This window comes from Cognatishimia sp. (assembly GCF_049116455.1).
Taxonomy (GTDB): domain Bacteria; phylum Pseudomonadota; class Alphaproteobacteria; order Rhodobacterales; family Rhodobacteraceae; genus Cognatishimia.
In genome coordinates this window covers 693,328-709,380 of the sequence record NZ_JAGDYW010000005.1, presented here as the reverse complement: position 1 = coordinate 709,380, position 16,053 = coordinate 693,328, and the positions used below count along the sequence as shown (strand labels likewise).

General features: G+C 54.6%; 12 protein-coding genes. 3 read left to right on the top strand and 9 right to left on the bottom strand.

The genetic code is table 11. From position 1 onward, the window contains the following. Positions 1 to 143: 143 nt before the first annotated feature. Entirely contained in the window at positions 144 to 866 is a 723-nt protein-coding gene (locus tag JXQ85_RS15355; protein WP_421749827.1) for a hypothetical protein, read from the top strand. A gap of 15 nt (positions 867 to 881) precedes the next feature. Here JXQ85_RS15355 and JXQ85_RS15350 read toward each other — a convergent pair whose 3' ends face one another. From JXQ85_RS15350 to xylF, 7 genes are all read right to left on the bottom strand, one after another. Continuing rightward, positions 882 to 4,214 carry an error-prone DNA polymerase gene (locus JXQ85_RS15350; protein WP_421749826.1) on the bottom strand — a complete coding sequence of 1,111 codons (3,333 nt, stop codon included), beginning with the start codon at positions 4,212 to 4,214 and terminating at the stop codon, positions 882 to 884. Beyond that, positions 4,211 to 5,689 carry a Y-family DNA polymerase gene (locus JXQ85_RS15345; RefSeq protein WP_421749825.1) on the bottom strand — a complete coding sequence of 493 codons (1,479 nt, stop codon included), beginning with the start codon at positions 5,687 to 5,689 and terminating at the stop codon, positions 4,211 to 4,213. Before JXQ85_RS15345 ends, JXQ85_RS15350 begins: the two co-directional genes overlap by 4 nt. Further along, entirely contained in the window at positions 5,631 to 6,200 is a 570-nt protein-coding gene (locus tag JXQ85_RS15340) for an ImuA family protein (RefSeq protein WP_421749824.1), read from the bottom strand. Before JXQ85_RS15340 ends, JXQ85_RS15345 begins: the two co-directional genes overlap by 59 nt. 69 nt (positions 6,201 to 6,269) lie before the next feature. Next, positions 6,270 to 7,571: a xylose isomerase gene (gene xylA / locus JXQ85_RS15335; protein WP_421749823.1), complete on the bottom strand. Its 1,302-nt coding sequence runs from the start codon at positions 7,569 to 7,571 to the stop codon at positions 6,270 to 6,272. Positions 7,572 to 7,662: 91 nt separating this feature from the next. Then, positions 7,663 to 8,448 (bottom strand): ATP-binding cassette domain-containing protein, encoded by a 786-nt coding sequence (locus JXQ85_RS15330; protein ID WP_421749822.1) that lies wholly within the window; start codon positions 8,446 to 8,448, stop codon positions 7,663 to 7,665. Then, on the bottom strand, positions 8,448 to 9,746 hold the full coding sequence (locus JXQ85_RS15325; RefSeq protein WP_421749821.1) for a sugar ABC transporter permease: 1,299 nt from the start codon (positions 9,744 to 9,746) through the stop codon (positions 8,448 to 8,450). Before JXQ85_RS15325 ends, JXQ85_RS15330 begins: the two co-directional genes overlap by 1 nt. Before the next feature lie 79 nt (positions 9,747 to 9,825). After that, complete coding sequence (xylF, locus tag JXQ85_RS15320; RefSeq protein ID WP_421749820.1) at positions 9,826 to 10,854, bottom strand: D-xylose ABC transporter substrate-binding protein; 1,029 nt, start codon at positions 10,852 to 10,854, stop codon at positions 9,826 to 9,828. A gap of 182 nt (positions 10,855 to 11,036) precedes the next feature. Here xylF and JXQ85_RS15315 point away from each other — a divergent pair, with 182 nt between their 5' ends. Further along, positions 11,037 to 12,245, top strand: a complete 1,209-nt coding sequence (locus tag JXQ85_RS15315; protein ID WP_421749819.1) for an ROK family protein — start codon at positions 11,037 to 11,039, stop codon at positions 12,243 to 12,245. Further along, positions 12,235 to 13,770 carry a CRTAC1 family protein gene (locus JXQ85_RS15310; protein ID WP_421749818.1) on the top strand — a complete coding sequence of 512 codons (1,536 nt, stop codon included), beginning with the start codon at positions 12,235 to 12,237 and terminating at the stop codon, positions 13,768 to 13,770. The genes JXQ85_RS15315 and JXQ85_RS15310 overlap by 11 nt, the downstream gene beginning before the upstream one ends. Here JXQ85_RS15310 and JXQ85_RS15305 read toward each other — a convergent pair. Both JXQ85_RS15305 and JXQ85_RS15300 read right to left on the bottom strand, forming a co-directional pair. Then, complete coding sequence (locus JXQ85_RS15305) at positions 13,767 to 15,068, bottom strand: cytochrome-c peroxidase (protein WP_421749817.1); 1,302 nt, start codon at positions 15,066 to 15,068, stop codon at positions 13,767 to 13,769. The two genes, JXQ85_RS15310 and JXQ85_RS15305, sit on opposite strands and share 4 nt — an antisense overlap. Continuing rightward, a complete protein-coding gene (locus JXQ85_RS15300; protein WP_421749816.1) occupies positions 15,065 to 16,048 on the bottom strand; it encodes an aldose epimerase family protein in 984 nt (327 codons plus the stop codon). Before JXQ85_RS15300 ends, JXQ85_RS15305 begins: the two co-directional genes overlap by 4 nt. Positions 16,049 to 16,053: the final 5 nt, after the last annotated feature.

The window sequence follows — 16,053 nt, the reverse complement described above, 5'->3', positions numbered from 1 at the left end:
GCCTAGATAAATCTCTCAAAACGATGACTTTCCAAATTCCCCAGAATATCATGCACAATGGTGTATCTACGACTGCTTTTGCTCTCGTAACTATTCCTCAATGATCATGAGATACACAGACCTAAACAATGGTTAGGTGATGTATGAGGGTTGTAGAAACGACATTTGCGGTGATGTGCTGCGCAGTGTTTCTTTTCTCTAGCCATGCCGTTGCGAATGAACTTGTGCTGTTAGAGGCAAGGCGATTGCCCCAGGCTTGTGGAGAGCCCCTTAGTTGCATTCCACAGTCACAGCTATTGGTGCGCAATATTGCGGCATTAGATCAGAGAGAAAGCCGTGAAATAATGTCTTTTTTGAATAGGATCTCATCTATTCGGGGCATTTCTGATACGCATATTGATACTCTGAATACCTCAAAAGCAGTGATCGCCAAACGTTACCATGCACCTGCTAAGGCCGAGAAATTAGATCTCTTGCGTCATCATCCTGGGGTGTATTTCGATACAGAAAAATTGGACCAGAAAGAAGACACGCAAAGCTTTGGTTCTTATGTCAAAACACAACTCGGTGCGGCAGGGGTTAAGTTTCTTTCAAAAGAAGACTGGGAAGAGACCCCTGGTCGCCCAACCCTTACGTTACGATATTCGGCAAGGCGAGAGTCGGAAGGCTGCATCATCCCGTTTTCGGTTTCCTTGTCTATTTCAGAAGAGGCGGTTCTTGTTAGAGATGCCAGCCTAAAGGTCTCGGGGACAATCTGGGCGGCAACGACGCGGCAAAACCTAGCGAATACAAATTACACATCCACGAGCGCGCTGCGTGAAACAGTTGATAAGTTTCTTACAGATTGGAAAATGGCCCATAGGTAAGGGAATGGTGCTTACTTAGTGAAAATCCCGACTAGGAAATAACCGTTTTGCCTGGTCACGTGGATGCATCGCACGGGACGGATAGCGGGAGGTCTTGGGGGTATCATCTGTGCGCTGCCCTTCCGTACTTAAGGCATCGGGCATTGGGTGCCCCAGCTCAAATAGGTGATGGGACATGTCTTGCACCTGCTGTGCAATCAGATGCACTACAATGCCTTCGCGCTGCAGATAGCCGCTGATCTGTAAAAGACGCCCCCCCATAACAATACGCCGAAACTGTTCGTAGATCTTTGGCCAGACCACGACATTGCTGACTCCGGTTTCGTCTTCCAATGTCAGGAAGATAACGCCGGATGCCGTGCCTGGTCTTTGCCTGGTGATGACAAGACCACAGACACTGTGTTTACCCAAAGGCGCATCTGAAAGTGCTGAATGCGGTGTTAGGTTTGGCAAAGACGGGCGCAGCAATTCCATCGGGTGAGCGCGCAGCGTTAGGCGGGTAGAAACATAGTCTTCGACCACCTCCTCGCCAAGCTGCATCGTAGGAAGGCTCACCTGTGGTTCAAACACGCTTTCCCCATCGATTGGGTCGTTGAACAGCGGGAGCGGCTGGGGGCTGCGGATGGCTTTGACTTTCCACAACGCATCGCGCCGCGTCAGATCCATATCGGAAAACGCATCTGCTTCGGCTAATTTGGCTAAAACATCGGGTCGAACGCCAGCCCTCAGCCAAAGCGTTTCGGGATCAGGATAGCCATTGTCGCGTGCGGCGACGATCCAACCAGCGTCCTCTTCTTTGAAGCCTTTGATCTGACGAAATCCCAGACGCAGGGCCAATCCGCCATCTGTGCGACGTTCTAATCGATTGTCCCATTCCGAATGGTTGACGCAGATCGGGCGTACTTCGACCCCATGTTCACGGGCGTCCCTTACGATTTGGGCAGGGGCGTAAAATCCCATGGGTTGGGAATTCAGCAAGGCACATGCAAAGACCGCCGGGTGGTGGCGTTTGAGCCAGGCAGAGACATAGGCCAGCATAGCAAAGGCCGCTGCGTGGCTCTCGGGAAAGCCGTAATCTGCAAAGCCTTCAATCTGGGAAAAGCAACGTTCGGCAACCTCTGTCGAATAGCCGTTCTTGAGCATGCCTTCGGTGAACTTATCCCTGAAACTGCCAATGGTGCCCATGCGCCGGAACGAGGCGAGAGATCGACGTAGGTGGTCAGCCTCTTCGGGGGTAAAGCCCGCGCCCACGACGGCAATTTGCATGGCCTGTTCTTGAAACAACGGCACGCCGAGGGTGCGCTCGGTCACTTTTTCCAGTTCTGGGCCAAAGGGTTCGGGCTGTTCCTGCCCATTGCGCCGTCGGATATAGGGCTGGACCATGTCGCCTTGGATCGGGCCGGGGCGGATGATGGCGACCTCGATGACAAGATCATAGAAGGTGCGCGGCCGCATACGCGGTAGGAAATTCATCTGCGCGCGGCTTTCGACTTGAAAGACCCCCACAGCATCCGCCTTACAGAGCATGTCATAGGTCGTTTTATCTTCCTGCGGAACCGAGGCGAGCGTCAGGTGTTTGCCATCGTGCTGATCAAGCAGATCAAAGGATTTGCGAATGCAACTGAGCATGCCCAGACCCAAAACATCGACCTTTAAGATACCCAACGCGTCAATGTCATCCTTGTCCCATTCAATGACCGTGCGATCCTCCATAGCGGCGTTTTCGATAGGAGAAAGCTCATCCAATCGCCCGCGGGTGATAACAAACCCGCCAACATGCTGTGAAAGATGCCGCGGGAAGCCGATGATTTCACGGATCAGGTGGATCGTCTGCATCAGGCGTTGGTCTTTTGGATCAAGGCCCAGTTCGCGAATGCGCTCTTCTTCGACGCCGCCGTTGCTCATGCCCCAGATTTGACTAGAGAGGCCAGCAGTCACGTCTTGCGAGAGCCCCATGACCTTACCGACCTCACGGATCGCCCCACGCGAGCGAAAATGGGTCACGGTGGCACAGAGTCCCGCGCGATGCCGTCCATATTTTTCATAGATCCATTGGATGACTTCTTCGCGGCGTTCATGTTCGAAATCCACATCGATATCTGGCGGCTCGCCCCGGTATTTAGACACGAAGCGCTCAAAGACCATCGTGATCATATCCGGGCTAACATCAGTGATGCCCAAGAGGTAACAGAGGATGGAATTGGCCGCAGAGCCTCGTCCTTGGCAGAGTATGCCTTGGGATCGGGCAAATTGCACAATGTCATGTACAGTTAGAAAATAAGCAGGGAAATTAAGATCTTTTACGACCTTCAGCTCTTTCTCCATCAAGGTGACAGCCTTGTCTGTCGGCCCTTCTGGGTAGCGGCGCTTCATGCCTTCGCGGGCCAAGCGTTCTAGTCGTTCTTGTGGGGTTTCATCGCCGGTATCTTCGTGCGGGTATTCATAAGAAAGCTCCGCAAGATCAAAACTGCAGCGATCAGCGATTTCGAGGGTGCGGCGCAGGGCGGCGGGATGATCGCGAAAGAGCCGCGCGAGGTCAGCACCTGATTTAAGGCGGCGTTCAGCATTAGGTAGGGCGCGGGTGCCGATTTCGTCAATCGTGATGTGTTCACGCATACAGGTCAGCACATCGGCGACTTGGCGGCGGCTGGCGCGGTGCATTAGCACGTCGCCAATCGCGACCATCGGCGCGCAGGTTTTCTGGGCCAGCAAGGCGCAGGACGCCAGATAGGCCTGATCGCTGCCATCGTATTTGGGGGCGGCGCCTAAGAAGACATGATTGGGAAAATGCCGCCGCATGGCTTTGATGTCATCGGTGGCGGCGTTCAATCTGGCTTGGGGTAGGGCGATTAGGATCATCCCTTTGCAGGCCTCATGCATATCCTTGAGATAAAGCGTGCATTGGCCTTTTTCGGCACGGCGTTTGCCACGGGTCAGCAGACGGGTCAGCCGCTGATAGGCCGCGCGATCACGCGGCAGGGCGATCCAATCAACATCGCTGTCTTGTAGAACCAGTCGACAGCCCACAATCAGTTTTGGTAAAGACAGCGGATCGGGTTTGATCAATTGGTCCCGGTGCCCTGTGGCCTGACGCGACGAGGAATCGATGCGCTGTTGCGAGCGGATTTCCAGTGTCTCTTGGGTTTCGCGTTTCAGCTCCTTCAGCGCACTCCAGGCGCGCACCACTCCGGCCAGTGAGTTGCGGTCGGTAATGGCCAGCGCAGTAAGGCCCAATTCGGCGGCCCGCACCACCAGTTCTTCAGGATGAGAGGCCCCGGTGAGGAAGGTGAAATTGGTGGTGATGCAGAGCTCGGCATAGGCTTCACTTAGAGTAAGCGTGTCTCTCATGCGAATTCCCCCTGCACAAACCAGCCGGGGTTTTGCGGCGTGTAAAACAGCCAGAGGCGACGACCTTGGGCGGTCTCAATGCGCCAATAATCCCGCACGCCAGATTGCCAGCTGTCATCGGGCAGCCACCATTCTGGGGCAATCCGTTCCGGGCCTGTGGCGCGACCAGTAGTCAATGACATGCGCCGCCAGCGAAATCGGTTTGGCGGGCGCGGGCCCGAGCCAGCAATGGCTTCTGGGGGAAAGAGGCAGACAGGCCGGGGATGGGCATAGCTCCAGCCGCTGTCCGCTTGGCTATAGGCCACGGGGGCCGTCAGAAAACTGCGTTCGGGAATGTGGCTGTCGGCAGGGAGAAAGCGCGTGATATTCTCAAGCCCAATCCGTGTTCCAAGCCGGGTGATCAGGTCATCCAGTTTGTTCTTTTCTGCCCCAATCACGTGGCTGATTTGCTGAACGGGCAGGGGTTCGACCTGTGTGGCCTCAAGGCGTAGTTGATCAATGCCGTAGCCAGCATCAATTTCACTGAGCCCGCGTTCAAAGAGCGGCAGGATGCGCGCGGAATCACGCAGGGGGCGGGCGAGGCGTAGTTCGACCTGTTGATGATCCTGATCCACACGCCGTAGCGTGACACAAAGCTGCCGCGCGCCCATTTCCTGCGCTTTTAATTTGGCGCAAAGCTGCACCAGCAACCGTTCGGTGCCTGACATGACATCAGCCAACAGGCCAATGGGTTCGGGCAGGGTCATACGCACGCCGTAATGGGGCGGATCAGCCAGTGGGGTGATCTCTTCGGGCTGTGTGCCCAAGGCCTGATCCAATCGCATCAGGGGATCACGGCCAAATCGGCGGGCAAAAGGCGCACGGGGTGTTTCGGCAAGCTCTCCGATCTTGCGCAGGCCAAGGCGTTGTAGGGCGACGGAGGCGTCCTCAGACAGGCGCAGTGCGGCGACAGGTAGGGGTTTTAGAACACTCAACATATCACCGGTTGGCGCTATGCCTTCTTTGAAATGGGCCAGCGCCCAGGCCGCGCCGCGGGTGTCGGCAAGGCCGATCTGCGCAGCCAGCCCGGCTTTGCCAAGCCGGCCGCGCAGATCGGCGACCATCGCCTCTTCGCTACCAAAAAGGTGAGTAGACCCGGTGATGTCCATGGTCAGCCCATCTTGGCCTTCGAGCCCTACCCAGGGGCAATAGCGCGTGGCCCAACGGCGCAGGATTTTAAGGAAAGCCGCGTCCTGATGTGGATGGGCTGGCGCGCTTTTCAGATCAGGGCAAAAGGCACGGGCATCAGAGTAAGACATGCCGCGCTCCAATCCCTGCGCTTGGGCTACGCGGTTTAGGCAATAGACGCGATTGGCGTTTTGTTCTTTCAGCGTCAGCGCAAAGGGGCCTTCGATTGGATACAGGCGCAGATGCCGGTCACTCGCGAGACGCGGAAACCAGATCGAGATGACGCGACGCTGTATTCCATCGAACATACCAAATACCCAATGTTCCTGATTTGTTCTTTATAAGTTCCCACGTTTGCAGAGTCGAGTCTTGGGCAGCGAAAGCTGTGTGTTCAAAGGCAGGAGAACAGCGCCAGCGTGTTTCAGCGGCATTGCTGCCCATGCCTTCGGGGATCAGGGTGAGGCCGACAGATTTCCCATCGCGTGCGGCGAGTTGTAGGCGACGGCCTTCGGTGAGGCCGATGGGTTTGTGTAGGGCGATCACCACCAAGGGCAGGGCGCCAGAGCGCAGAGCTTCTTCGGCGGTGGCCAGTGATTCCATCTGATCCTTGGTGGAACATTGCAAAAGATGTGCGGGATCAAGGAAGGCTGCAATCCCATTGGGGTTCAGCTGCTGGGCCTCCCAAGCCTCTTTGATCCAAAGGAAATTTCCACCAATCTTTGCGGCCAGCGCAAAGGCAAACCCATAGGCACCGGCTCCACAGACTTCGTGGGTGCGGCCTTTGGTAAGTGGATAAAATGGCAGGGCAGCGCGCATCATGACGCTACCCTACCATCGGAGAGAACAAATGGGAAACATTTGAGCTTGGAACAGCTCACATATTTAGCGTCAAACGAAGCGGTTGACGTAGTTTTCCAAGATTTCCTGACGCCCGGATTTGGGTTCTGGACGGATGTTTTCTGAGAGAACGCGTGACGCAATGCTTTCTAAATCACTGTTCAGCATTGCCTGTGATTCCGCAGATTTCCAGCCTGCGTAGCGTTCTGACAAGGCATTTTCCAAACCGCCATCTTCCAGCATAGTTGCTGCCGCTTCAAAACCACGCGCGCAGATGTCCATACCGCCGACATGGGCTGCGATCAGATCCTCGGCCGTTAGGGATTGGCGGCGCACTTTGGCGTCAAAGTTGGTGCCGCCGGTGGTGAAACCGCCAGATTTGAGGATGTGGTAGTAACACAGCGCGACTTCTGGCGTGTTGTTGGGGAATTGATCTGTGTCCCAGCCAGACTGATAGTCATTGCGGTTCATATCAATGGAGCCCAACATGCCCTCGGCAGCGGCCGTAGCGATTTCATGCTCAAAGCTGTGGCCCGCCAAGATGGCATGACCCTGTTCGAGGTTCAGTTTGACCTCATTTTCCAGCCCGTATTTGCGTAGAAAACCGATGCAGGTCGCCGCGTCATAGTCATACTGATGTTTGGATGGCTCTTGTGGCTTTGGCTCCACCAGAATGGCACCTTTGAAGCCGATCTTATGTTTGTAATCCACCACCATATTCAGGAAGCGGCCCATATGGTCGAGTTCGGTCTCAAGGTCGGTGTTCAAAAGCGTTTCATAGCCTTCACGCCCGCCCCAGAGCACATAGTTTTCACCGCCGAGCTTGTGGGTCGCGTCCATGCAGCTTTTCACGGTTGCCGCAGTAAAGGCAAAAACATCAGGGTCCGGGTTGGTCGATGCACCTGACATCCAGCGGCGATCGCTAAACATATTGGCAGTGCCCCATAGAAGCTTAGTTTTGCTCTGCGCCATTTTCTCGCCGACGTAGTCAGTGATCTGATCCAACGTCGAAAGATTGTCGGCGAAATTGCCTTGATCTGGACGCAGGTCAAGATCGTGCCAGCAGAAGTAAGGCACATCCAGAACACGGAAGAAATCAAAAGCGGCATCTGCTTTTTTGAATGCGTTCTCCATACTGTCCTGCGGATACCAGTCACGTTGGAACGTGGACCCACCAAATGGATCTCCGCCTTCCCAAGCAAATGTGTGCCAGTAGGCCACAGCGAACCGCAGGTGCTCTTCTAGGGATTTGCCCATCACCTGCTTCTTGGCGTCGTAATGACGGAAGGCGAGGGGATTATCACTGCTTGTGCCTTCAAAAGCTACAGTGTCAAAGGTTTCAAACATCGTCATATCTAGTCTCCGGACTGCCGGGTTGTACCTGTCCCGATCACCGCCCTTGGCGATGTTTGGGTGTTTTAAAATGTGGTGCTGGGAAGCAGCGTTATGCTGCTGCTTCCCCTGGTTTTTTGCCAAGAATGATCATGGACAGAAGGTCATCATCGGTGACGTCGTCGATATCGACTGTGCCGACGAGCTGACCGTTCTTCATGACGCTGGCGCGATCGCAAAGTTCCATCACCGCATGCACATCATGGTCGATCAGAAAGATACCAATGCCTTGGGCTTTCAGCTGCTGGATGAGCTCGGCCACCATCTGCGTTTCATGCGGACCAAGGGCGGCCGTAGGTTCATCCATGATCAGAATGCGGGCATTGAAGTAGACCGCGCGGGCAATCGCAACCGATTGGCGCTGACCACCGGATAGGGCAGAGACCGGCTCTTTGAACTTCTGGAAGTTCGGATTGAGCTGGGCAAAGATCTTGCGGCATTCCGCTTCCATCGCAGAGTCGTCAACCAAGCCCGTTGAGGTCACCAATTCGCGGCCCAAGAACAGGTTCGATGCAGCATCCAGATTGTCTGCCAAAGCCAGGGTCTGGTAGATCGTTTCGACGTTATGGGTGCGGGCATCGCGTGGGTTGTTGATCTCCACCGGTTTGCCGTCGATGCGGATTTCGCCGGTTTCTTTCTGATAAGCCCCAGACAGAATCTTAATCAGGGTCGATTTACCCGCCCCGTTGTGACCCAAGAGGCCCACAACTTCGCCAGGGTGTAGATCGACGCTGACGTGGTCTACCGCTTTGATGCCGCCGAAGGAAATCGAGATGTCTTCGAGTTCGACCAGGGGCGTTGCGCCTTGAGCGCGGAGTTCTTTTGCTGAAGTACCCATTATTTTGCCCCCAAACGTTTGCGATAGATGATGTCGATCAGGACCGCGAGAACCAGAACTGAGCCGACAACAATGTTCTGGAATGGCGCATCTACGCCAACCATCGCCATGCCGGACTGAAGCGCTTGCATGATCAGAGCGCCAAGGATCGCACCGTAGATGGTGCCGATGCCGCCAGAGAGCGCTGTGCCACCGATGACCGCTGCCGCGATGACGCGCAGTTCATCAAGTGTGCCAAGATCGTTCGAGTGGTTTGCCAGACGGGCAGAGGCCACCACCGCAGACAGGGCGCAAAGGAAACCCATCAGCGCAAAGATTTTAACGGTCAACAAGCGAGTGTTGATGCCAGAGAGTTCTGCCGCATCCGGGTTGCCGCCGGTCGCAAAGATATAGCGACCAAAGCGCGTGCGACGGGCGACAATTGTCATGACCACGGCGACAGCGATCAGGATGAAGACTGAAATTGGAATGCCGTAACCGACAACCAGACCTTCCGGCATGACCTCACCGCGGGCCTCAAACATCCGCGCCAAGCGGCGGGTCGGGATGTTGTAGGAATTTAGGACCCAAACAAAGCCTAGAATAGCACCGGAAATCACCAAGGAGATCAGAACCTCGGCCCACATTGGTTTCACTGGGAACCCATGGCCCGCTTTAGCGCGGCGAGCATTCCACAGAGTGGCCAGTGCCAGAAGCGTTGCAATCATACCTATGATCCAGCTCCAGCTGGTGCCCATGGTGCCATTGGTGCCACCAAACATGAGGAAAGTGCTGTCGAGCGGGCCGATGGTTTGACCATCAGTCAGATACCACGCCACGTTGCGCCAAACGAGAAAGCCGCCGAGAGTGACGATGAAAGCAGGGATGGTGAGGTAGCCAACCATCCAGCCATGGAACGCACCGATCAAAGTGCCAACAGTCAGGCCAACAACGATGGTGATCGCCCAGGTTGCCGGGTGGTTTAACCCAAAGCCCAGCATATCTGGTAGGACATCTGTTTGCACCATGGCCATAACGGCAGAGGTTGTGGCCAGCAAAGCGCCAACGGATAGGTCGATGTGGCGGGTGACGATCACAAAGACCATACCAGTGGCCATAATCGCAACGGAAACCGTTTGGATCGTCAAGTTAAAGATATTACGCGGCGTTAGAAAACGCCCGTCTGTCAGCACGTTAAATGCGATACAGAGAATGACAAATGCGCCAATCATACCCAGCAAACGAGTGTCCAGTTCCAGCTGTTGGAACAGGCTGCGTTTTTTTGCGCTCGGGATTGGCTGCGTCGTGGTGTCGGTCATGTCCGAATTCCAGTAGCAAGCAGTTAAAGCACGGAGCGCCAATGAGAGAAGGCGCTCCGGCAAATGTGTTTAGTGACGTTTAGTTACAAGGCGCAGGGCCGTTGCTCACACCTTGGCACAGAGCCTCCTGTGTGATCCAGCCTGCATCGACAACAACAGACAGGTTGTCAGCGGTGACAGGCACTGGGGCCAGGAACACGGCAGACATTGTTGTGCCACCTGGAGACGTCCAGGATTGTGCACCATCAACGTCTTTGTTCATGGAACCGCCAGCCAGAGCGACTGCGATTTCACCGGCAGCCTTGCCCAGCTCACGCGCATCTTTCCAGACAGATACGGTCTGATGACCCTTGGCAACGCGGTTCAGCGCAGCGTGGTCACCGTCTTGACCAGACACTGGCAGACCTTCCATGCCCTGTGCCGTCAGCGCTGCAACAACACCACCTGCTGTGCCGTCGTTAGAAGCAACAACTGCGTCAACGCCGTTGTCTTCCGCTGTCAGGATTTGCTCCATGTTGCGCTGCGCGTTCGCAGGCAGCCAGCCATCTGTGTAGGCTTCGCCAACAATGGTAATCGCACCGCTATCGATCGCTTCTTGCAGGATTTCCTGCTGGCCGCCACGCAGGAAGTCTGCGTTTGGATCGGTTGGGGACCCTTTGATCATGACGTAACGACCAGTTGGTTGCGCTGCAAAAACAGCGCGCGCCTGCATACGGCCAACTTCAACGTTGTCGAATGTCAGGTAGAATGCGCGGTCGTCTTCGATCAGACGGTCATAGGCAATCACAGGGATGCCTTCGTCGGCGGCGGCTTGAACCGCTGGACCAATCGCCTGAGCGTCTTGCGCCAGAATGATCAGCGCATCAACGCCTTGGGCAATCAGGCTTTCAACGTCAGACAGCTGTTTGGATGATGAAGACTGTGCATCTGCAGACACATAGTCCGCCCCACCCGCTTCAAGCGCACCGAGGATGGCCGCTTCATCTGTTTTCCAGCGTTCTTCTTGAAAGTTTGACCAGCTCACGCCGACCGTGATGTCTTCTGCAAACGCTGCCGAACCTGTCACTGCGATGACTGCCGCCAGCGAAATTCCTCCAAAGAATTTCATGTTCTTCCTCCCGTTTTGATCTGCGATCGAATTGCACGTCGAATTCGATCACTGCATAACGCTAACATTAATTTATTTTGAACGTCAAATTAAATAATGTATAGTCGGGAGAAGCGGTTGCTTGAGTGCAGAAAATAAACGAGTATCTGCCAAATTCCGGCTAAGCCCGGGGGAGGAAAGACGTGCAAAAATTAAAACATGTCGAAGAGCAGCGGGGTGCGGGCAGGGCACAGATTCTTGAGTCGATTCGCAAAGCTGGCAGCATTGCGCGAATCGATATCGCGAAGGAAACGCTTGTCAGCCCGGCAACAGTGACCGCCATTACGTCGGAATTGATGGAAGCGGGACTGATCGAAGAGATCATCCCGGATGAGCCTCGGCAAAAGGCTAAACGCGGACGTCCGCGTGTAGCACTGAAAATCCGAAGCGATGCTTTCCCGGTGGCGGGTATTAAAGTCGCGCGCGAAAGCCTATCGATCCTACTCGTGGATTTTGAAGGCAACGAGCTTGCCGCACATGAATATGCTCTAGCTGAACCACAAATGACGCCAGATGCTCTGGCAAAAGAAATAAAGATCAGTGTGACAGAGGCCTGCCAAAAGGCCGGACTTGACCCAAAGGACTTATCAGCCGTGGGCATCGGCCTTGCTGGCTTGATCGATGCGCCTCGGTCCTTTGTCCATTGGTCCCCCTCACTGGATCAACGGAATGTGGATTTGGGTGAAGCCTTTTCTGAGACCTTTGATTGCGCGGTCTTGGTTGAGAATGATGCCAATCTGGTTGCGAAGGCGGAACAGCTGTTTGGTCTGGGTCGCAAAGTATCGAACTTTCTAGTGATCACCATTGAACATGGTGTCGGTATGGGCATTGTGATTGATGATAAAATTTACCGGGGCACGCGCGGTGTAGGGGCCGAATTTGGTCACGCTAAGGTGCAGTTTGAAGGCGCCTTGTGCCAATGTGGGCAGCGCGGCTGTCTAGAGGCCTACATCGGCGACTATGCTTTGCTACGCGAAGCCAATGCTGTGAATATTGGGCATCCGATTACGGACCTGTCGAACCTTTGGCAGATGGCGCAAGATGGCAACCCGCTGGCGACAGCGGTTTTTGATCGTGCGCGCCGGATGTTTGCGATGGGTCTTGCCAACGTGGTCAATATTTTTGATCCCGAACTTGTCATCCTTGCAGGGCATCGCGCGGCATTTGACCATTTGAACCTGGAAGCCGCGACCAAAGAAATGCGCGAACATATGATCCGGGTTGATGTCGAACCAACCGAAGTTGTTGCCCATCAATGGGGCGATAAGATGTGGGCCAAAGGGGCGGCGGCATATGCGCTAGACGGTGTGTCTTCCATGAAAATTAGAGAGTTGGCCAAGAATGCTGGATAAGGTCCTTTCCTTGGTGGTGCTCACGACTGGAACCGCGATAGCTCAGGACCTACCAAAGTTCGAAGGCCGAACTCTTCCAAATCATATCTATGCAGGCGGTTGGGAGCACTTCGTTGGCGGCGGGGTTGCCGGGTTAGACTGCAATGGGGATGCGTTGTTGGATGTGGTTTTGGCCGGGGGCGAAAACCCAGCGCAATTGTTGATCAATACAACCGAAAAAACAGGCTCCATTCTGAAATTTGAACTCACCGAGTTCGGCCCGTATCTCGGCGTCACCGGAACCTACCCGATTGATATCGATGGAGACGGCCACTTGGATTTGGCCATCCTGCGTGCAGGTGCGGATGTGTTGCTAAAAGGGGATGGGCAATGCGGGTTTGAACCCTTTGGCGATTCTTTGGGCTTCACATCTGGTGACCAGTGGACCACGGGTTTCTCAGCCACTTGGGAAGCGGGACAAGAATTGCCGACGCTGGCGTTTGGCACCTATGTAGATCGCAGTCATCCCGATGGTCCCTTTGAGGCCTGTGATGACACTTTATTATATCGTCCCGAAGGGGCGAGATATGGTGAAGCGGAACGCCTAAGTCCCGGATATTGTGCGCTTTCTATGCTGTTCACCGATTGGTCGCGCAGTGGGCGTCAGGATTTACGCATCAGCAATGATCGCCATTACTATGTCCGTGGAGGGCAAGAACAGCTTTGGGCCATGGAGTCCGAACCATGGCTTTACACCGAGGCTGATGGTTGGGCGGATTACCAGTTGTGGGGCATGGGCATTGCCTCGCGTGATATGAATGGCGATGGCTATTCAGATGTCTATTTGACCTCAATGGGTGATCAGAAGTTTCAATTTTTTGACCCAAAAGCGGATGGCCCGCGTTATGTGAATGCGCCGTTTGAATTGGGCACCAGCGCGCATCGGCCTTATGCGGGTGGCGATGGGCGCCCTTCGACTGGGTGGCACGCAGCGTTCGGAGATATCCAGAATGACGGACTGGATGATATCTATGTGGCAAAGGGCAATGTAGATCAGATGCCTGATGCGGCTGTGGATGATCCTAATAACCTGCTGCTACAGCGCGCTGATGGCAGCTTTTTCGAAGTCGGTAACGAAGCTGGTCTGGCCAGCCTGCATCGCGGCCGTGGCAGCCTGTTGGCCGATCTTAACAATGATGGTCGGTTAGATCTGTTGGTTCTCAATCGTCGTGCGCCGGCTGAACTGTTTGAGAATACTTCAGAAACAGACGCTTGGATCGCGGTTGATCTGCAGATGACAGGAGCGAACCGGAACGGGATAGGCACCTTCATTGAAGTGCAGTCTGCCGGCCGCGTTCAAACCCGAGAGGTCACCATCGGCGGCGGGCATGCCGGTGGTCATTTGGGCGCGCATCACTTCGGTTTGGGTAAAAATAAAACAGCGCGTATTCGGATTGTGCGCCCAGATCAATCTGCTTCTGACTGGATCGATGTAACGGTGAACCAACGCATCACCCTAGGCGATGACGGACGCATTCAGGACTAACGATCAACAGGCAAACCGCTTGGAACGGTTTCTGGCACGCCAAGACCTCGGGTTTGCCAGTTTGTATCAGTCAGCGCATCCAGAAATGTCATGAGGTCATCCAGCTCTGCAGGGCTTAACGCAATCGGGAAGGTGTCTTTGGCCGATGCAATTTCTGCAGTGCCGATTGAATCGCTTAAAGCTAACCAATCATTGCTGGCGTCAAATACAGGTAAGATCACTTGGCTTCGATCAAAGGACGTTTTCGGCAAGGAGGTCACGTGAAATGCGACCATGTCCCTCAGGTCGGAAAACGCCCCGTTATGCCCATAAGGCGCAGTCATCGTCACATTCCGTAGGCTCGGCGTGCGAAAGGTATAGAAATCCTCGGCTTGGCCAGTGACCCGACCGCGACCGACGTCTCGACTATGGTTTTCAAAACGAGCTGCCTTGCCAGGACCAAATTGAGGCAGGCCAATTGAATGAAAACTATGGTCGGTTTGAAAGGGTCCGCTGTGGCAGCTTGCGCAATTCGCGTCGCCATAAAACAGTTCTTGGCCGCGCTGGGCGCTCTCAGACAGGTTTGCTTCGCCACGCTGCGCAAGGTCAAATGGGCTTTCATCAGCGCGCCACTCCTCTGCAATAAAGGCAGCAATCATGTTCGCGATGTCGGTGAAGGCAATGTCATTATGACCTAGGATTTTGGAAAACTGTTGCCGGTATTCAGGAACCTCGGCAACTCGGCCCGCGATCAAATCCCAAGCCCCACCTTCGCCAGACAACTGTCCCAACCGGACGGCTTGCGCGATTTCGTTTTCTGAATAATGCCCGGCCATCTCATCAGCGCTGAGAACCGGAAACATTGCTTGCGCTGAAAGAACCGAGTCAAAGCCTGTAACCATATCCTGCCCAAGCGGGGTCCGCATGCCGCCAGGTTGCGTGGGATCAAACTCAAGCCGACCATCATGGAACATCACCTGAAACTCTTCTGCACCCAGATTAAACAAGGCAGGGGCGTTTCGTGGCAATCGCTGTTCCGGCATGTTGTCTGGATCAGACTTGCGATCTGGTCCCAAGCCAATCCCGCCTTCACCCAAAGATAATGCAACCCCGTCAGAGGTGCCAAAGCGCGGATGGTGGCAGGTTGCGCAGCTGATATTCTGGTTGCCTGACAGGATCGGGTCGTAAAACAGCAACCAACCGAGCTCTACTTCGTCATAACTTTGCACGGAAAACACCGGTTGGGCTAATGGCTCAGAGCCTTGCGCTAGGGATGCTGATAGGCAAAGCCCAGTAACGATTAGCCCGCGCTGCATCATACTTTATGCCCCGTAACTTCGATCAAAAGTGTTTGTTCGTAAGGTGTTTCAGGCGTGACCATCACAGAAGGGAACTCTGGAATATTGACCGCATTGGGATGACCTTGTGGTTCAAAGCAAATTCCACTTGCGCTGGCGTAGCTTTGCCCATCAAGCCCCCCGGTCATCGCTGGCATCCCATCGGCCGTATAGATCTGAGCACCATCTTGATCTGAGTGAATTTTTACACCCAGGCCATCTGCTGAGACGATACTTGCCACCTCGCGCAGATCACCGCGTTTTGTGGTGAATAGGAAATGGTCATCCAATCCGTTGGCTTGTGTATCCAGCAGCGCTCGAGGTGTGCGGAAATCCAGGTCAGTGTCAGTCACATCACGTACATTGCCGGTTGAAACGCCTGTTTTGTCTTTTTCGAGCATCTGATGGCTGGCGCACGTCAGGTGATAATCCCAGATATTCTGCGTTCCACCAAAGTTATAGTAATTGTGCTGTGCGAGGCTAATTGGGGTGGGGCGGTCCACTTTTGCTCGCATTTTGTAGCAAAGCGTGTCCGGCGTTAGTGACACCAACACCTCAAATTGAACCTCACCGGGAAATCCGTTTTCCCCATGCGGCGAGGTGTAGCTTAGGCGGGCTTCACTGTCAGAGAGCGCTTGGATATCCCAATAAACTGCGCTGAGACCCCGCGCACCACCATGCAAGACAGAACCACCTTCGTTGCATTCTAAACCCACCGGACCGTCTGGGCCTGTATATCCCCCACCGCCAATCCGGTTTGACACGCGCCCGACGATAGCCCCGAAATAAAACGGGGATGACTGATATTGTGCGAGATCATCAAACCCTAGGATCATGGGCTGGGTTTTAGCCCCAACAGGCACACGCCAGTCGCAGGTTGTGGCTCCGAAATTTAGCAGAACAAGCCGCGCGCGATCTGCTTGCAGCACAATTGATTTCATCGACTTTTCTGCTTCGGCCATTCCGT

Bases quoted from the DNA above. Each gene is read 5' to 3' on its own strand.
- JXQ85_RS15330 (WP_421749822.1), bottom strand. From the start codon at position 8,448: ATGGGTACTTCAGCAAAAGAACTCCGCGCTCAAGGCGCAACGCCCCTG.
- JXQ85_RS15340 (WP_421749824.1), bottom strand. From the start codon at position 6,200: ATGATGCGCGCTGCCCTGCCATTTTATCCACTTACCAAAGGCCGCACC.
- JXQ85_RS15355 (WP_421749827.1), top strand. From the start codon at position 144: ATGAGGGTTGTAGAAACGACATTTGCGGTGATGTGCTGCGCAGTGTTT.
- xylA (WP_421749823.1), bottom strand. From the start codon at position 7,571: ATGACGATGTTTGAAACCTTTGACACTGTAGCTTTTGAAGGCACAAGC.
- JXQ85_RS15310 (WP_421749818.1), top strand. From the start codon at position 12,235: ATGCTGGATAAGGTCCTTTCCTTGGTGGTGCTCACGACTGGAACCGCG.
- JXQ85_RS15300 (WP_421749816.1), bottom strand. From the start codon at position 16,048: ATGGCCGAAGCAGAAAAGTCGATGAAATCAATTGTGCTGCAAGCAGAT.
- JXQ85_RS15350 (WP_421749826.1), bottom strand. From the start codon at position 4,214: ATGAGAGACACGCTTACTCTAAGTGAAGCCTATGCCGAGCTCTGCATC.
- JXQ85_RS15305 (WP_421749817.1), bottom strand. From the start codon at position 15,068: ATGATGCAGCGCGGGCTAATCGTTACTGGGCTTTGCCTATCAGCATCC.
- xylF (WP_421749820.1), bottom strand. From the start codon at position 10,854: ATGAAATTCTTTGGAGGAATTTCGCTGGCGGCAGTCATCGCAGTGACA.
- JXQ85_RS15325 (WP_421749821.1), bottom strand. From the start codon at position 9,746: ATGACCGACACCACGACGCAGCCAATCCCGAGCGCAAAAAAACGCAGC.
- JXQ85_RS15345 (WP_421749825.1), bottom strand. From the start codon at position 5,689: ATGTTCGATGGAATACAGCGTCGCGTCATCTCGATCTGGTTTCCGCGT.